The 15,474-nt window shown below is 43.8% G+C and carries 13 protein-coding genes; 10 read left to right on the plus strand and 3 right to left on the minus strand.

From position 1 onward, the window contains the following. Positions 1-50 precede the first annotated feature (50 nt). The 5 genes from ACSW3C_RS18370 to yugI all read left to right on the plus strand — a co-directional run bounded on the left by ACSW3C_RS18370 (position 51) and on the right by yugI (position 5,412). Positions 51-311, plus strand: coding sequence for a DUF1871 family protein (locus ACSW3C_RS18370; RefSeq protein WP_238081069.1), 261 nt, complete (start codon positions 51-53; stop codon positions 309-311). Between the two features lie 116 nt (positions 312-427). Beyond that, entirely contained in the window at positions 428-985 is a 558-nt protein-coding gene (locus ACSW3C_RS18375; RefSeq protein WP_486564350.1) for an RNA polymerase sigma factor, read from the plus strand. Continuing rightward, positions 975-3,152, plus strand: a complete 2,178-nt coding sequence (locus tag ACSW3C_RS18380) for a hypothetical protein (protein WP_486564352.1) — start codon at positions 975-977, stop codon at positions 3,150-3,152. Before ACSW3C_RS18375 ends, ACSW3C_RS18380 begins: the two co-directional genes overlap by 11 nt. A 115-nt stretch (positions 3,153-3,267) precedes the next feature. Further along, positions 3,268-4,923 carry an RNA polymerase sigma factor gene (locus ACSW3C_RS18385; protein WP_486564353.1) on the plus strand — a complete coding sequence of 552 codons (1,656 nt, stop codon included), beginning with the start codon at positions 3,268-3,270 and terminating at the stop codon, positions 4,921-4,923. Between the two features lie 105 nt (positions 4,924-5,028). Beyond that, a complete protein-coding gene (gene yugI / locus ACSW3C_RS18390; protein WP_486564355.1) occupies positions 5,029-5,412 on the plus strand; it encodes a S1 domain-containing post-transcriptional regulator GSP13 in 384 nt (127 codons plus the stop codon). A 35-nt stretch (positions 5,413-5,447) separates the two neighbouring features. Here yugI and ACSW3C_RS18395 read toward each other — a convergent pair whose 3' ends face one another. Further along, positions 5,448-6,755, minus strand: coding sequence for a sigma 54-interacting transcriptional regulator (locus ACSW3C_RS18395; RefSeq protein WP_486564357.1), 1,308 nt, complete (start codon positions 6,753-6,755; stop codon positions 5,448-5,450). Between the two features lie 140 nt (positions 6,756-6,895). Here ACSW3C_RS18395 and pruA point away from each other — a divergent pair, with 140 nt between their 5' ends. From pruA to ACSW3C_RS18415, 4 genes are all read left to right on the plus strand, one after another. Further along, positions 6,896-8,443, plus strand: a complete 1,548-nt coding sequence (pruA, locus tag ACSW3C_RS18400; RefSeq protein ID WP_486564372.1) for an L-glutamate gamma-semialdehyde dehydrogenase — start codon at positions 6,896-6,898, stop codon at positions 8,441-8,443. 75 nt (positions 8,444-8,518) lie between these two features. Continuing rightward, positions 8,519-9,712 (plus strand): ornithine--oxo-acid transaminase, encoded by a 1,194-nt coding sequence (locus tag ACSW3C_RS18405; RefSeq protein ID WP_486564359.1) that lies wholly within the window; start codon positions 8,519-8,521, stop codon positions 9,710-9,712. Between the two features lie 85 nt (positions 9,713-9,797). Continuing rightward, positions 9,798-11,042 (plus strand): Glu/Leu/Phe/Val family dehydrogenase, encoded by a 1,245-nt coding sequence (locus tag ACSW3C_RS18410; protein ID WP_238081086.1) that lies wholly within the window; start codon positions 9,798-9,800, stop codon positions 11,040-11,042. A gap of 82 nt (positions 11,043-11,124) precedes the next feature. Further along, the gene (locus ACSW3C_RS18415; RefSeq protein WP_486564361.1) at positions 11,125-12,291 is read left to right on the plus strand and encodes an iron-containing alcohol dehydrogenase; all 1,167 of its coding nucleotides are present in this window, start codon (positions 11,125-11,127) and stop codon (positions 12,289-12,291) included. 79 nt (positions 12,292-12,370) lie between these two features. Here ACSW3C_RS18415 and ACSW3C_RS18420 read toward each other — a convergent pair whose 3' ends face one another. Together ACSW3C_RS18420 and ACSW3C_RS18425 are read right to left on the minus strand one after the other, a co-directional pair. Further along, positions 12,371-13,381 carry a cation diffusion facilitator family transporter gene (locus tag ACSW3C_RS18420; protein ID WP_486564363.1) on the minus strand — a complete coding sequence of 337 codons (1,011 nt, stop codon included), beginning with the start codon at positions 13,379-13,381 and terminating at the stop codon, positions 12,371-12,373. Positions 13,382-13,396: 15 nt separating this feature from the next. Next, positions 13,397-14,119: an MgtC/SapB family protein gene (locus tag ACSW3C_RS18425; RefSeq protein WP_486564365.1), complete on the minus strand. Its 723-nt coding sequence runs from the start codon at positions 14,117-14,119 to the stop codon at positions 13,397-13,399. A 127-nt stretch (positions 14,120-14,246) separates the two neighbouring features. Here ACSW3C_RS18425 and ACSW3C_RS18430 point away from each other — a divergent pair, with 127 nt between their 5' ends. Further along, positions 14,247-15,149 (plus strand): DMT family transporter, encoded by a 903-nt coding sequence (locus ACSW3C_RS18430; protein ID WP_486564367.1) that lies wholly within the window; start codon positions 14,247-14,249, stop codon positions 15,147-15,149. Positions 15,150-15,474: the final 325 nt, after the last annotated feature.

The raw sequence follows: 15,474 nt of genomic DNA on the forward strand, positions 1-15,474 counted from the left end.
CTATACTATGCTATCATAAATAGGAGAAAAGAAAAATAAGGTGACCTGTCGTGCAAACAATTGAGATGAATAAAAGAGCAGTGGCGCTTCTTGAAGAATGGGATCCATTCGATGCCGGTACACATGCATATGACTTGGAGATTACGGAGGTAGTCGCGGAACTTCAAGTGCTTGATCATCCGACAGATTTGGCTAAACGGATCCGTGAGATTTACGAACACTCATATGAATTATGGATTCCGCTTGAGCATTGTATGCAAATTGCCTACAAATTGCTGGCCATCAAATATGAAGCGAAATGTATAGTCTAATATAAAAACCATTCACATCGCATCTGTCCACTGGGCAGATGCTTTTTTTATTTCATTTGAAACAATTCAACGATTGCCGTCGTATCATCTGCAATAGAGAGAACGGGGGAAGAGAAATGGATGAGTCCGAACTGATAGCCAAGGCCCAGGCTGGGGATCATGCGGCTTACGGCGAATTAATGGCGAATTATTATCGAACGGTGGAGAAATTTGCATACCAATGCGGCGTGCGACTGGATGATATCGGCGATGTGACGCAAGAAGTGTTCATCAAGTTATATCGCTTTCTCCCCCAATTTAACCAGCAGCGTTTTACGACGTGGCTCTATAAAATCACGTTAAATGCAACAAGGGATTATTACCGGAAGGAAGGACGAGAAAAAGAGAAGCGAGAAAAGTTCGTCACCAATCGGTTTGATTCCAGCGAACCTTCAGCCGAGGACCAAGTCTTCCTTTTTGAAGAAGACCGTGAATTGCATGAAGCGATGGTCCGTCTGGATGAAAAATATCGCATTCCGCTCATCCTCTTTTATTTTCAAGATGTGAGTTACCAACAAATTGCAGATATTTTGAATATGACCATGCCAGCCGTCAAGACGAGGATCTTCAGAGCGAAGGAATTGCTCAAAAAAGAAATGATCTCGCAAGCAGGAGGTGCTTCAAATGGACAATGAGCGTTTTGAGAAACGGATGGAATTGCTGAAAAAATCGTATGAGCGGGTTCCTTCTACATTTGATCCAAGCAAGGTGCTCCAGAAACTTGAAGCGGAAACCAAACCAGCTGAAATGCCGGTGGTACGGAGGAAGAAGATCAACCAGCAAGTCATGGTATGGGTCGTTGGCATCGCAAGCATTCTGATCATCAGTCTTATTTCGGGATTATATGTGGCGGATCAAAAAAATACAGATGAAGAGCCGGTTGCTTTGGAAGAACTCGATCAGTTTATTAAGAAATTGAAAAAGGATTATGAGGCGGAGAGAGAGAAGCGAAGAGCTATGTTGAAGTTGGAGAAGGAGGACTTTGATAAGTATGATGCGTTCGATCCTTTTTGGTTACTGAGGGATGATTCCTATAGGTTTTCCTTACTGCAAGATGGTGATCCGAAAGGAAGGTTAATGCAATTTTACAATCAAGGCGTGGAAAATATAAAAACACCATCTGAAATGGTGGAGGATCTTAAATCAAATCCATTAACAGAAGATAAAGAGGGCAGCCTTGAATTTATCTATGCTTATAAAGAAAAAGTGGAGAGCCTCACTGCGATTTATGATGAAATCCTTAAGGAAAATAACGACGTTTTGCAAGCGTATGAGGTCGATCCGTCCCTTGATAAAGCGTATATGATTGGAATGAGTAAGGGGGCGTTTCCGGAACGTCTACAAAATATCCTGGATACGATGAAGGAACAGTCGATTCAATTGCAATCTGACGTGGATTCGTATGGCGAAGAGTTTTTCACTAAGTACTATTCTTCCAAAATACATGAACAAATTGTTCCACTTCTGAACCCCGACACGCGGGCGTATATCGATATGATGACAGAAGCTCCTTATATTGTGGCAGGTGAGCTGGTGTATCCGTTGGAGGAATCCGTCGAAATGTTGAGAGGCATGGAATATTCTTTGACAAATGTAGAGGACAATTCGGCTCTTTATCAACTCCTGGAAACGTATTACGTCACTATGTTCAACACGATCTTGCGGGGCACAGAGAAATCACCTGTCTTTGATGAGCAAGGTAAGGTGAAGCTGGAATACAGAGAAGCGTGGGAAAACATGGCGTCTGGTTCGGATGCAACTCCTTTGCGTTATGTCATGATGCCTATTGTGGAAGAGATGAAAGCATCAGGTTGGACTGCATCCGAAACGTTGAACAGGATTGGATACGATGCGCTCAAAGATGCCTTAGTCGTGCAAAGGGCAGGGCAATTAGAAATGTATATGTACGGGGAACAACCAGTTTTTCTAGACGAAGACATCAAGTTGCCGGATACTGCATTTGATCAAAAACTTGAAGAATTATACGGTTCATTTAAAAAACAATATGATCTGGCGGTATTAGAAGGGCGGTCTCCAGTCGAAATTGTCGCGCTATATGATCTGGCGAATGAGAAAAATGATCCTGAAATGATGTACCACTTGCATCATGAAAACGTCTGGAAGTACTCCGAAAGAGGATACGAGATGTCATTGGATGAGTATAAGGCATCGTGGCAAAAGGCGTTGTCCTTATTATCGCACAGCGATGAAATCAATTTCTCCGGGGAAGATGTTTTTCGGAACGATAACCTCTTGTATGGCACTGTCAATTTATCCAGGCAGGGGAATGTACGATATGCACTTAACGTCATACATGACAATGGGATTTGGTTCATTGGAGATGTGACATTGCAGAAATTACCTTCTTACGAAGAGCAGCCTCTTACTGAAATCACTGAAGATACGATGAAGAATATCGTCCGGCTTTACAATCAAGTGTCGGAGGACCAAAATGGGGAAGCGCTTCTAGGGATAGAGCCGATGTCAATTGTAGCACTCTATTACTATGCCGGCTTCCGCAATGACCTCGACACGTTATATAAACTTTATTATAAAGGTCCGGGGAGTGACCTCGTGGGGAAGGAAGAATTCATGAAGACCATGAAGCCGTCATGGCCACGCTTCAATGAGTTGTTCACATCTATGTCGTTCAACGGAATGGAACAGGACAAAGAAGGAAACTGGCCGGGCGTTGCTACCCTCCATGTGAATACAGAGCAGTTCCCTGATTATGAAAAGACCGTGGAACTCCGGATGATCTGGACGGAAGATGGATGGCGTGTGAAATACGAACCGAAGTAAGGAAATGTCTATGAGCTGCTGCCTCTACGGGTGGCAGCTTTTTGTATGTTTGTCCAGAACTAGATAACTTGATAAGATAGAGGGACAGAGATTGGAGAGAGTGGGAGATGATTCCATGGGGGAACGAACAGAACGCCTGATGCAACTGGCGAGACAGGTGGAGCAATTGGCCATCCAATTTGGTGTGTCGCCAGAAGCTGCTGGAGAATGGACCGAAACATTTTTTCAAGAATATCATGCCCAAAATGGCATACAGGCGGATTTGGAACAGGCCCATGTTTTTCGCGACGTATATGAGCGGCTTTCCGAGAATATCCCCTCTCCAACCACAGGATTTTTGATATTTGAGGAAGATAACGAACTCTTTGAAAGATTGACAGACTTGCCAGTTGAAATGAAAAGCGTGCTACTTTTTTCACGGTTACACATGTTGCCGGTGGACGAAATTGCCCTTATTACAGGCGTGCCCGAGGGAACGATAGTCGAGCTGGAGAGGGAAGGATTAGCCAGTTTCAACGATCCGCTTATTGAAAAGAAGCTATCCTTGTTACATAAATCACTTGAGAGGATTCGGCCAACTTTCCGTTATGACCGGCTATACCAAGCGCAATCTATCATAAAGCCTGTCATACAAAAGAAGCCTGTCAGACCTAAAAAAACGATCTACCTCTGGGTGGCCGGCCTGCTGTCTCTCGCCGTTATCTCGTATTTCTGGGTCATTTCAAGCGATGAATATAAGGCGGCATCATCTGCTAAACTCATTGCGAAGCTCGAAACGTCTTTTGAAAAGGAATTCCAAGACAGGCTCGATCAAAGCGGACTTGCTCCGTTGATCGAGAAAGACCCGATGATGATTAATTATCTTTATAACAGAGATATACGTAAAGAATTTGAAATGTATATTTTCAATTTAAACTATACTCTGGAGAAAAAAGGCGTCATTGATAAGAAAGAAGCGCTCAAACAGTACGATGAATTTATTGATGAGATTAAGTTGCCCTCCGAGATAGCAGAGGAGCTGTTTGCGCATCCGGTGACGAAAAATCTTGAAGAAAGTGAGCGGTTTTTGGAGCGCTACTTAATTAAACTTATGCAGATGCAAGGGGGCTATACGTACTTATTATCCACCACTGAATTTCCGGAATTGATGGAAATGGATGAACTACAAGACGGTGAAGTTTATATGCCACAGGAGGACACCATATCTGAAGAGTTGAAGAACGTGCTAAGGGGGATGGAGTCGCAAAATATCTACTTGACCTCCATTAACGGTGCGTATCCAACTCCCTTACTTGGGACAAATGAGTATAGTGACCTCATCGCTGGATTCCTTCACCCTGATTGTGTTGTATATTTAAAATTGCCTCAATATGACTTTAACAAGGCATTGCACTATCCTGATCGGTCATTAGATAAGTTGGTGAATTATCTCGAAGAAATGGAAAACCTGCTGCTGAAAACAGAACGCAAGAAAGAAGCCTCGGAATATCTGTATGGAGCTTATACGTGGGTATTCATCAGCATTTTGGGAGAAGGGGGTCATAATGCAGTTGGCGCAGATTCCCGTGTGAAAAAAGAGTACCGGGTAGCATGGCAGCGAATCGCATCGTTAGGTTCTGATTCTCCATCTGCTTCTATCATGACCCGTATTGTTCAAGAGATGGAGGAAGATGGATGGTTTTATTCCCAGTATTATGAAGAGCTCAAAGCAAACGGTATTTACCGGTCATTGGACCAAGCGGTGAGCCAATTTTCCAAACGTCCCGAATAGTGTTTGAAACTTGTCAATTTTTTGCTCATCATTTCATTACATGGTATAATTGCGGATGGCCGTATAGGCAGAATCGATACCAAAAAGATTGGGAGCTGTTTCAACATGGCAAGAAAATATGAAGTGGGGGAAGAACTTTCTGGCAAAGTGACGGGAATTCAACCGTATGGTGCATTTGTCGCGCTGGACGAGGAAACGCAAGGTCTCGTTCATATTTCGGAAATCACATACGGGTTCGTTCGCGATATAAACGATTACCTCGCCATTGGACAAGAAGTAAACGTAAAAGTATTGGAAGTGGATGAAGAGGCGGGGAAAATCAGCCTATCTATCCGTGCCTTGCAGGAAACGACAGATGCCGCAAAGAAGAACAAGACGGCGAAAAATCGTAAATCATTGCAAGATCGTGTGAAAGAGCATGATGCGGACGGTTTTAATTCACTTAAAGACAAATTGAAAGACTGGATCGAACGATCAGGTTATCAATGAAAAAATGAAGGGAATGGCTCGAGTTGCCGTTCCCTTCATTTTTTTATTTTCCGTAATCGATATTGAAGATTCTGGCGGCTCATTCCTAGCGCATTGGCCGTTTTTGTGATGTTGTCATCATGAAGTTTCAACGCTTTCAGCAAATAATATTCCTCTGCCTCACGCAAAAATTGATCGAGGGGCATTAAATCTTTATTTGGTTGTACAATAAAGTCGACAGCTTGAACAGGCTTGTTCATCATGTCGTCCGTTTTGATTCTGAAATGGAGAGGCAGCATTTCATATGTGATGACGGTGTCCATTGTAGCCAAGGAAGAGATTTCATCCAGCAAAAACTCCAACTCCCGTAAATTGCCTGGCCAGTCGTAAAGAAGAAACAGCTGTTCCACTTCTTCGGATACCCCTTCAAGTGAATAGCCGAAACGTTCCTTACGCTTCGTCAGGTACGCATCAATAAAAGGCAAAATGTCTTCTTTCCGTTTCCTAACAGGTGGAATCCGGATAGTGAAGGATGCGAAGAAATAATAAAGATCCTTCAACAAGGTGCCGCGTGAAATCAATTCCACGGGATCTTCCCCGATGCTCGCAATGAACTGCCGCCCGTCCTTCTCCGCATCGCTTAAAATGGAAAGAAGCTTTTGCTGCAGTCCCATCGACAGGAGGTCGATCCGTTCGCAAAACAAGGTAAACTGCTCTGCTTCATCGAATTCGTGCGCAAGTTTTTCGATCATTTCCGAATCGGTACTATGGCAAAACAGCGTGTAGAAGGGAGTATCTGTTGACGAAGATTCGTTATGAATGCTTTCAGCTAATAAATCCTTTCCTGTTCCCGTTTCGCCGATGAGGAGAATCGGCAGCTTTGCCCTGCACGCTTTTCTTGCGGTCGTAATGACAGCTTTCATCGCATCCGAATTGGCTACTATTTGATTGAACGTGACAGGTGTACTGTTCTTCCGGAGCGGGTGGAAAATAAATTTCTCCAGGGCGGTTACATCTCTGGCAATTTCAACTGCGCCGATTAAAGTTCCCTCTGAGAAAATAGGAAAGGTATCGTTGATAGTCGTGATTTCATTCCCGTTCCTGTTCCAATAGGTCTGTTTGACATTCAGTTGTTCTTTTCCACTTTGAAGCACTTTCAACAGCGTACTTTCTTCCTGTTCAAAACTGAAGAGCTCCAGTATGGAACGGTCTCCTACATCATCTAGGTCGAGCCCTTCAATCTCTTTCATCTTGTCATTATAAATGATCGTCCTGCCGGTTTGGTCGATGGCATGGATGCCGACACCCGCATGATTGACCGCAAATTGATAAAATGGAAAGTAAGGATTGTCGTAATGAACCAACTTTAACACCATCCAGTGAAAATTTTATAACAAATTTAAGAGAAAAGACTTGAAATATGCAATAATCTCTTGCATTATTATAGTTGTAATCAAAGAATAAATGCAAATAATTTTTGCGTTTGGATAATTGAAGGAGGAGTATCATGATTCCGTACAAACACGAACCATTTACAGACTTTTCTCAAGAGGAAAATAAAAAAGCTTTCCAAGAGGCATTAAAATTGGTGGAAGGCTACCTTGGTCAAGATTATCCATTAATCATTGGTGGAGAGCGGATTATGACGGAAGACAAGCTTGTCTCCACAAATCCGGCAAACAAAGAAGAAGTAATCGGCCGCGTTTCCAAAGCGAGCAGAGAACTTGCTGAAAAAGCGATGAAAACAGCAGATGAAACTTTCAATACATGGAGAAAAGTGAAGCCTGAATTCCGTGCAGACGTACTATTCAAAGCAGCAGCGATTATTCGCCGCCGCAAGCATGAATTTTCTGCTTTGCTAACAAAAGAGGCAGGCAAGCCTTGGAACGAAGCGGATGCTGATACAGCAGAAGCAATCGATTTCTTAGAGTATTATGGCCGTCAAATGCTTACATTAAAAGATGGCATGCCTGTTGAAAGCCGTCCTGGCGAATTCAACCGTTTCGATTACATCCCTCTAGGTGTAGGTGTCGTCATCTCTCCTTGGAACTTTGCGCTTGCAATCATGGCAGGTACGACAGTTGCAGCCCTAGTGACTGGGAATACAGTTTTATTGAAACCTGCTTCTACGACTCCGGTTGTTGCATATAAATTTATTGAAGTACTAGAAGAAGCAGGTATGCCTGCAGGCGTAGTCAACTATATCCCAGGCTCCGGTGCTGAAGTGGGCGACTACCTTGTCGATCACCCAAGAACTCGTTTCATCTCTTTCACAGGTTCACGTGAAGTTGGTACACGCATCTACGAACGTGCTGGCAAAGTGAACGAAGGCCAAATTTGGTTAAAACGCGTTATCGCTGAAATGGGCGGTAAAGATACGATTGTGGTGGATAGTGAAGCGGATCTTGAATTGGCTGCACAATCTATCGTTAAGTCGGCATTCGGCTTCAGCGGTCAAAAATGTTCAGCATGTTCACGTGCTGTCATCCTTGAAGATGTTTATGATCAAGTCGTTTCCCGCGTTGAGGAATTGACAAAAGCATTAACATACGGTGATCCAACTGACCAATCTAACTTTGCTGGTCCGGTTATCGATCAAGGTTCATTTGATAAAATCATGAGCTATATCGAAATCGGTAAAGAAGAAGGACGTCTCGTCGCAGGTGGAGAAGGAGACAGCTCAAAAGGTTACTTCATCGCACCAACTGTATTTGCTGACGTCGCTCCTGATGCGCGCGTTATGCAAGAAGAAATCTTTGGACCAGTTGTCGCAATTACAAAAGCGAAAAGCTTTGACGAAGCGATTGAAATTGCAAACAACACAGATTACGGTTTGACTGGCGCGGTCATTTCGAACAACCGTCACCACATCGAACAGGCTCGTGAAGATTTCCACGTTGGAAACTTGTACTTCAACCGCGGCTGCACAGGCGCGATTGTAGGTTACCAGCCATTTGGCGGATTCAATATGTCCGGTACAGACTCCAAAGCAGGCGGACCAGATTACTTGCAGCTTCACATGCAAGGCAAGACAACATCTGAAACACTGTAAGTTTCCATTGCGAAAACCATGGAGCAGGCGGCATTTGCCTGGCCTGCTCCATACATAATTGAAGGAGGGTTTCATATGACAGTATCAGAAAAAGTGATTTCACAAACCGAAAAGTACGGAGCGAACAACTATCATCCACTTCCGATTGTAATTTCTGAAGCGGAAGGTGTTTGGGTTAAGGATCCGGAAGGTAATAAGTATATGGATATGCTTTCTGCATATTCTGCTGTGAACCAAGGTCATAGACACCCGAAGATCATTCAAGCACTTAAAGATCAAGCGGATCGCGTGACATTAACTTCCCGTGCTTTCCATAGCGATCAACTTGGCCCGTGGTATGAAATGGTTAGCCAGATTTCGGGCAAAGATATGGTTCTTCCGATGAACACAGGTGCGGAAGCTGTTGAAACTGCTATCAAGGCTGCTCGTCGTTGGTCCTATGATGTGAAGGGCATTGAAGAGGATAAAGCTGAAATCATCGGTTGTGAAGGCAACTTCCATGGTCGTACGATGACTGCTGTTTCCTTATCGTCCGATCCGGAATACAAGCGTGGATTTGGTCCAATGCTTCCAGGCATCAAGCTTGTCCCATATGGCGATATTGAAGCGTTGGAAAAAGCGATTACACCAAACACAGCTGCATTCATCATCGAGCCGATCCAAGGGGAAGCCGGCATTATCATTCCACCTGCAGGCTATATGAAAGCTGCTTATGAACTATGTAAAAAGAACAATGTTCTATTCATCGCAGACGAAATCCAAGCAGGTCTTTGCCGTACAGGTAAAATGTTCGCTACTGAATGGGAAGGCTTTGAGCCGGATATGTATATCCTAGGAAAAGCATTAGGTGGCGGTGTGTTCCCGATTTCTTGCGTCGTAGCAAATAAAGATATCCTAGGTGTTTTCAATCCTGGTTCTCACGGATCTACATTCGGTGGAAATCCGATGGCATGTGCAGTATCCATTGCATCCCTTGAAGTTCTGCAAGATGAGAAGCTTGCTGATAAATCATTGGAACTTGGTAACTACTTCATTGAGCAATTGAAGAAAATCCAGCATCCTTCTATTAAAGAAGTACGTGGCCGCGGACTCTTCATCGGTGTTGAATTGACCGAAGAAGCTCGTCCTTACTGTGAAAAGCTGAAAGAGCTTGGCTTGCTGTGCAAAGAAACACATGACACGGTTATCCGTTTCGCTCCTCCATTAATTATCTCGAAAGAGGAATTGGATTGGGCGATCGAACGAATCAATAAAGTTTTTGAAAGTTAATCATTAATTTCTACAAAAGGCATTTAGACTATGGTACAATATGGGCGTTGTAAAACAATTATGAATCAAAGAGGCGAACTTTTACATGACTGAAAACCTGAATCTGTTCACGTCTACACAAGTTGTCATCAAAGAAGCACTTGACAAACTAGGCTACGATGAAGGAATGTACGAACTACTAAAAGAACCAATCCGTATGACAGAGGTCCGGATTCCAGTGAAAATGGATGATGGAAAAGTGAAAGTATTCACAGGATATCGCGGCCAGCACAACGATGCAGTCGGTCCGACAAAAGGCGGAGTCCGTTTCCACCCGGAAGTCACTGCAGACGAAGTGCGAGCTCTATCTATGTGGATGACATTGAAAGCGGGTATTGTCGACCTTCCTTATGGCGGAGGGAAAGGCGGTATCATCTGTGATCCACGAGAAATGTCAATGGGCGAGCTAGAGCGCTTAAGCCGTGGATATGTACGCGCGCTTAGCCAAGTGATGGGTCCTACGAAGGATATTCCTGCTCCGGACGTTTTCACTAATGCTCAAATCATGGCGTGGATGATGGATGAATACAGCCGCATCGATGAATTCAACTCACCAGGATTCATTACAGGAAAACCGATCGTCCTCGGCGGTTCCCAAGGCCGTGACCGTGCGACTGCGGAAGGCGTAACAATCATCATCAATGAAGCGGCAAAACGCCGTGGAATAGATATGAAAGGTGCGCGTGTCGTCATCCAAGGATTCGGTAACGCAGGAAGCTTCCTATCGAAGTTCCTCCACGATGCAGGCGCAAAAGTAATCGGTATTTCCGATGCGTATGGTGCTTTGCACGATCCGAACGGATTGGATATCGACTATCTGCTAGATCGTCGCGACAGCTTTGGAACAGTAACTACTTTGTTCGACAATACGATCTCCAACCAAGAACTTTTGGAATTGGATTGCGATATTTTAGTTCCGGCTGCTATCGAAAACCAGATCACTGAAAAGAACGCTCATAATATTAAAGCGACGATTGTTGTTGAAGCCGCAAATGGACCGACAACATCTGAAGCGACTAAAATTCTTACTGAACGCGGCATCCTTCTTGTACCTGACGTGCTTGCAAGTGCAGGCGGCGTAACAGTATCGTACTTCGAATGGGTTCAAAATAACATGGGTTATTACTGGACAGAAGAAGAAGTTCGCGACAGAATGACTGAAAAAATGGTAACTGCATTTGAAAACGTATATAACGTTTCCACAACTCGTAATATTGACATGCGCTTAGCGGCGTACATGATCGGTATTCGTAAAACTGCTGAAGCGTCACGCTTCCGTGGCTGGGCGTAATATGCGACAATCAAGACATCCTCTTCAATAGAGGATGTCTTTTTTGCCCTAAATTGATATATATATGATGGGAGAGGATTGCATGAATGGATTCGTTTTTCAAAATCCGGTGAAACTCATTTTCGGGAAAAACAAAATCGCTTCCCTGGCGGAAGAAATCAGGCCGTATGGGAATAAGGTGCTTGTCGTGTATGGTGGCGGAAGCATTAAGCGCAATGGTCTCTATGAGGAAGTGATGGAGATATTAAATGCTAACGGCATGGAAGTGCATGAGCTGGCAGGAGTGGAACCGAATCCGCGAGTGACGACTGCAGCGCGCGGTGCCGAACTGTGTAAAACACATCAAATTGATTTTATTCTAGCGGTAGGCGGCGGTTCTGTCATCGACTGCACGAAATTAATTGCAACAGCGGCGAAATATGATGGGGATCCATGGGATTTCGTCGTGAAAAAGGCGAAACCTGCAGATGCATTGCCTTTCGGAACCATCTTAACTATCGCAGCAACGGGCTCGGAGATGAATGCGGGCTCAGTTATCACTAACGAAGAGACGGAAGAGAAATATGGGTGGGGAAGTCCATTCAGTTTTCCAAAGTTCTCAATTCTAGATCCAACGTATACACTATCCTTGCCGAAGGACCAAACGGTTTACGGCATAGTCGATATGATGTCGCATATCTTTGAGCAATACTTCCACGATGAAATAAACACGCCGCTTCAGGACGAGTTATGCGAAGGTGCCTTGCGTGCCATTATAGAGAATGGCAAGAAGCTTGTCGAACACTTGCAAAACTATGAGCTTCGGGAAACCATCCTGCTTTCTGGTACATGGGGTCTGAACGGTTTTCTTGGTATGGGCAATAACGGAGGGGACTGGGGAACGCATACAATCGAACATGCTGTTTCCGCGGTATATGATATACCTCATGCCGGCGGTCTCGCCATCTTATTCCCGCACTGGATGGAGCAATCTGTCCACTTAAATCCAGGCCGATTTGCAAGATTGGCTGTCAATGTGTTTGGTGTCAGCCCAGATGGGAAGTCTGAAGAAGCCGTTGCGCTCGAGGGGATTGCGCGTCTTCGTGAGTATTGGTCTTCGATTGGTGCGCCTTCTCGTTTGCATGACTACGGAATTGATGATTCGAAAATTGACGTCATGGCGGAAAAGGCGATGGCAGGAGGGCCGGTTGGCAATTTTGCTAAATTGAATAAGGAGCAAGTAGCTTCTATTCTGACAGCCTCCTTGTAAAAGTTCGAGCTTATGTAAGGGGATAACCCAAGTGCAAATATAATGGCGGGGAGCGTATAGCCACCCCGCCATTTAAACATTATTTGTTTGGTTTAGGCAGTTTTGTACTGATGTCGTGGATTTTCTCGGGCTGATTGACACCTTTCCACGTTTTAACCCCATCATCTTCATCGAATGAAATAATTGCTTCCCGTACGCCTTTTTGCTTCAGGATTAGAAGCATGAGCCGGTCCCGGATGTCATCGACGAACGCAACTGTTTTAGTAGGATCTACTTCTGCCACGACTTCCACGTGAAGAAATTCCCCTTCTTTTATTACTTCGACTTTTTGGATATCTTTAATATCCGGATCCTCAGCTACAAGAAAAGCAATATGATTTAACATTTCCTCATCGGTTTCCCCTATAGCGCCTCTCGCATTTTCTAAAAAGATCTTTCCGACAACATAGAACATCATCAGCCCGATGATCATGGAGGCGATCCCTTCTGCTGCAAGGAAACCTGTAAAGTGAGCAAGGAGAACTGCCACGAAAGCGAGGATGCCTCCAATTGTGGCGACGAGATCTTCCATAAAGACTAATTTAGTTGCAGGTTTTGCACGCTTTAAATTTGAAAAACTGGACGCGAAGGCAGACAATCCTTTCTTATCAATACCCAGATCGTGCATAATTTCTTTGGATGCCTTCAATAATACTGCGAATTCAAGTAATGTTGCCAAGCCAAGTACAGAAAGGTTGATCCACAAACCAGTCGTTTCTACTGGATTTAACACATGATGCCATCCTTCTTTGATTGCTTCATATGACATGATGGCAACTACCATGACGGCACCGAGACAGACTAAATTGACTACGCGGCCGAAGCCGTTCGGAAATTTGGGGGTTGGTGCCTTTTTAGATAATGCGGACCCGATGAATACGAAAAATTGATTCGCTGCATCGCCGAGTGAGTGCATGGTTTCCGCGAACATGGCGACATTACCCGTGAAGAGGAAAGCGGCTCCTTTTATAATGGCGATGATCGCATTGACAATAGCTGCAAGCAAGGAGGATTTATTCCCCTGTTTCAGTAGATGAAGTAAATCGTTCACATGAATGGCCTCCAATTATGGGAAAATTTCTAGTTCGACTGATTCGATGTACGTTAGTTCAGTGAGTTCAAGATATAGTTCGGCAGTTTCTTTCTTTGTGAGCGCGGCTAAACGAAAGTCTAATTCATGAGCTTCCTGTTTTTTATCGTTCACAATTTTTTTGATACGAAGATTTTCGATCATCATGTTTTCGTTGTTAAGAAATTTAATCAGGTCATTAATTTTAGTCTTATCCGAAACAATGACAATAAATGCAGCCTCTTTAGAACGAATGCGTTTCGGACCGTACTTATCCAGAGCGGGAGCGACAATTTCAATAACGAACAAAACACAAACGACGGCAAACGCAGCTTCGATATAAAAGCCTGCGCCGACTGCAATCCCGATACTGGCTGCACCCCATATCATGGCGGCAGTCGTCAAGCCGGTGATATTATCATTATCACGGCGCAAAATAGCGCCAGCTCCTAAGAATCCAATCCCGCTGACGATTTGCGCAGCGAGTCGAAGCGGATCCATTTGGACATTAATATCTGCCCGTGAAGGAACTAAATACGCCGCTTCCATCGAAACGATTGTTAAGAGGCAGCTGAAAGTGGAGATGACTGCACTCGTTTTCAACCCTATCGGCTTTTTCTTTATTTCCCTCTCCACACCAATCACTAAACTTAATCCCAAGGCAAGGACGAGCTTAATCAACACCTCGGGGTACATGGCACTGTTTGCAATCCATTCCATAAGGATCCCCCCAATAAGAAAATTGAACTGTAACAAATAATATTTGCATGATATAATTCTCTTTGTTTCTATTGCCTGAACGACTGGCTTTATAACATAAACACCTAATGAAAGGGACGTGAACATCTTGGATCAGCCTAAAATACACCCTTACATCCCCATTATTGTCGGAGTAATCTCCGTAGCGCTTTCAGCGATCTTTGTAAAACTTTCGACAGCCGAATCTGGAGTGATTGCGTTTTATCGAATGTTTTTCTCAGTCATTCTTATGTTGCCGATATTTCTGTTGAAGTATCGAAAAGAGTTATTCCGCTTAAGCCGGAAGGATTGGACCTTTTCCGCGATAGCGGGTATTTTTTTGGCCTTCCACTTCATCCTGTGGTTTGAGTCGCTTAACTACACATCGGTTGCAAGTTCTACCGTCTTGGTTACGTTACAACCGATATTCGCATTAGCGGGAACGTATTTTTTCTTTAAAGAGAGATTGTCACTAAAAACAATTATCTCCGCTGGTATCGCAATTGCTGGGAGTATCATCATCAGCTGGAGCGATTTCAAATTGAGCGGCACAGCATTCTATGGTGACATGCTTGCACTGGCTGGATGTGCCTTAGTGACAGCCTACCTTTTATTTGGACAAGAAGTAAGGAAGAGATTGTCTCTCATTACTTATACGTTTGTCTTGTACTCAATCAGTACCATTACACTGTTTTTTTATGTCTTAATTAAAGGAGAGTCATTTGGACCGTATGACACTTCGAATTGGTTTTGGTTTTTCTTATTGGCTCTTATTCCAAACTTATTCGGGCATTCCCTTTTTAATTGGGCAGTGAAATGGGTTAGCACGAATGTCATTTCAATTGCTATATTATTTGAACCGGTAGGAGCAGCCATTCTTGCTTACTATATCTTTAACGAGACATTAAGCATCAGCCAAATTGCAGGCGGAATCGTTGTTATATCAGGGATTCTCCTCTTTATAGTCGACGGCAATAAAATTAGGCGAATATTTTTTTCGAAAAAAGCTTGATTTCTTAAATGACTATGTTGTATATTAGTACATGTCCTCTTGAGAGAGAGGGCATGACAAAAAAACAACTTAAAAAAAGTTGTTGACTTAAAGAAAACAACATGGTAAATTAGTAAAGTCGCTGAAAACAAACAGCGCAATGAACCTTGAAAACTGAACAGCAAAACGTCAACAATAAAGTCGGAACCCGACATCGTCGGGAACACGACAAACTCGAATCTTCGGATTCAAAATTGACATCTTAAATGATGCCAGCAGAAATCGAGCAACTCGAATTTCTTCAGAGTTCTTCTATTAAATAGTAGAACCCGCTGGCGACCGAGGT

Source organism: Sporosarcina sp. AD_1, assembly GCF_057373025.1.

Bases quoted from the DNA above. Each gene is read 5' to 3' on its own strand.
- ACSW3C_RS18375 (WP_486564350.1), top strand. From the start codon at position 428: ATGGATGAGTCCGAACTGATAGCCAAGGCCCAGGCTGGGGATCATGCG.
- ACSW3C_RS18380 (WP_486564352.1), top strand. From the start codon at position 975: ATGGACAATGAGCGTTTTGAGAAACGGATGGAATTGCTGAAAAAATCG.
- ACSW3C_RS18385 (WP_486564353.1), top strand. From the start codon at position 3,268: ATGGGGGAACGAACAGAACGCCTGATGCAACTGGCGAGACAGGTGGAG.
- yugI (WP_486564355.1), top strand. From the start codon at position 5,029: ATGGCAAGAAAATATGAAGTGGGGGAAGAACTTTCTGGCAAAGTGACG.
- ACSW3C_RS18405 (WP_486564359.1), top strand. From the start codon at position 8,519: ATGACAGTATCAGAAAAAGTGATTTCACAAACCGAAAAGTACGGAGCG.
- ACSW3C_RS18410 (WP_238081086.1), top strand. From the start codon at position 9,798: ATGACTGAAAACCTGAATCTGTTCACGTCTACACAAGTTGTCATCAAA.
- ACSW3C_RS18415 (WP_486564361.1), top strand. From the start codon at position 11,125: ATGAATGGATTCGTTTTTCAAAATCCGGTGAAACTCATTTTCGGGAAA.
- ACSW3C_RS18425 (WP_486564365.1), bottom strand. From the start codon at position 14,119: ATGGAATGGATTGCAAACAGTGCCATGTACCCCGAGGTGTTGATTAAG.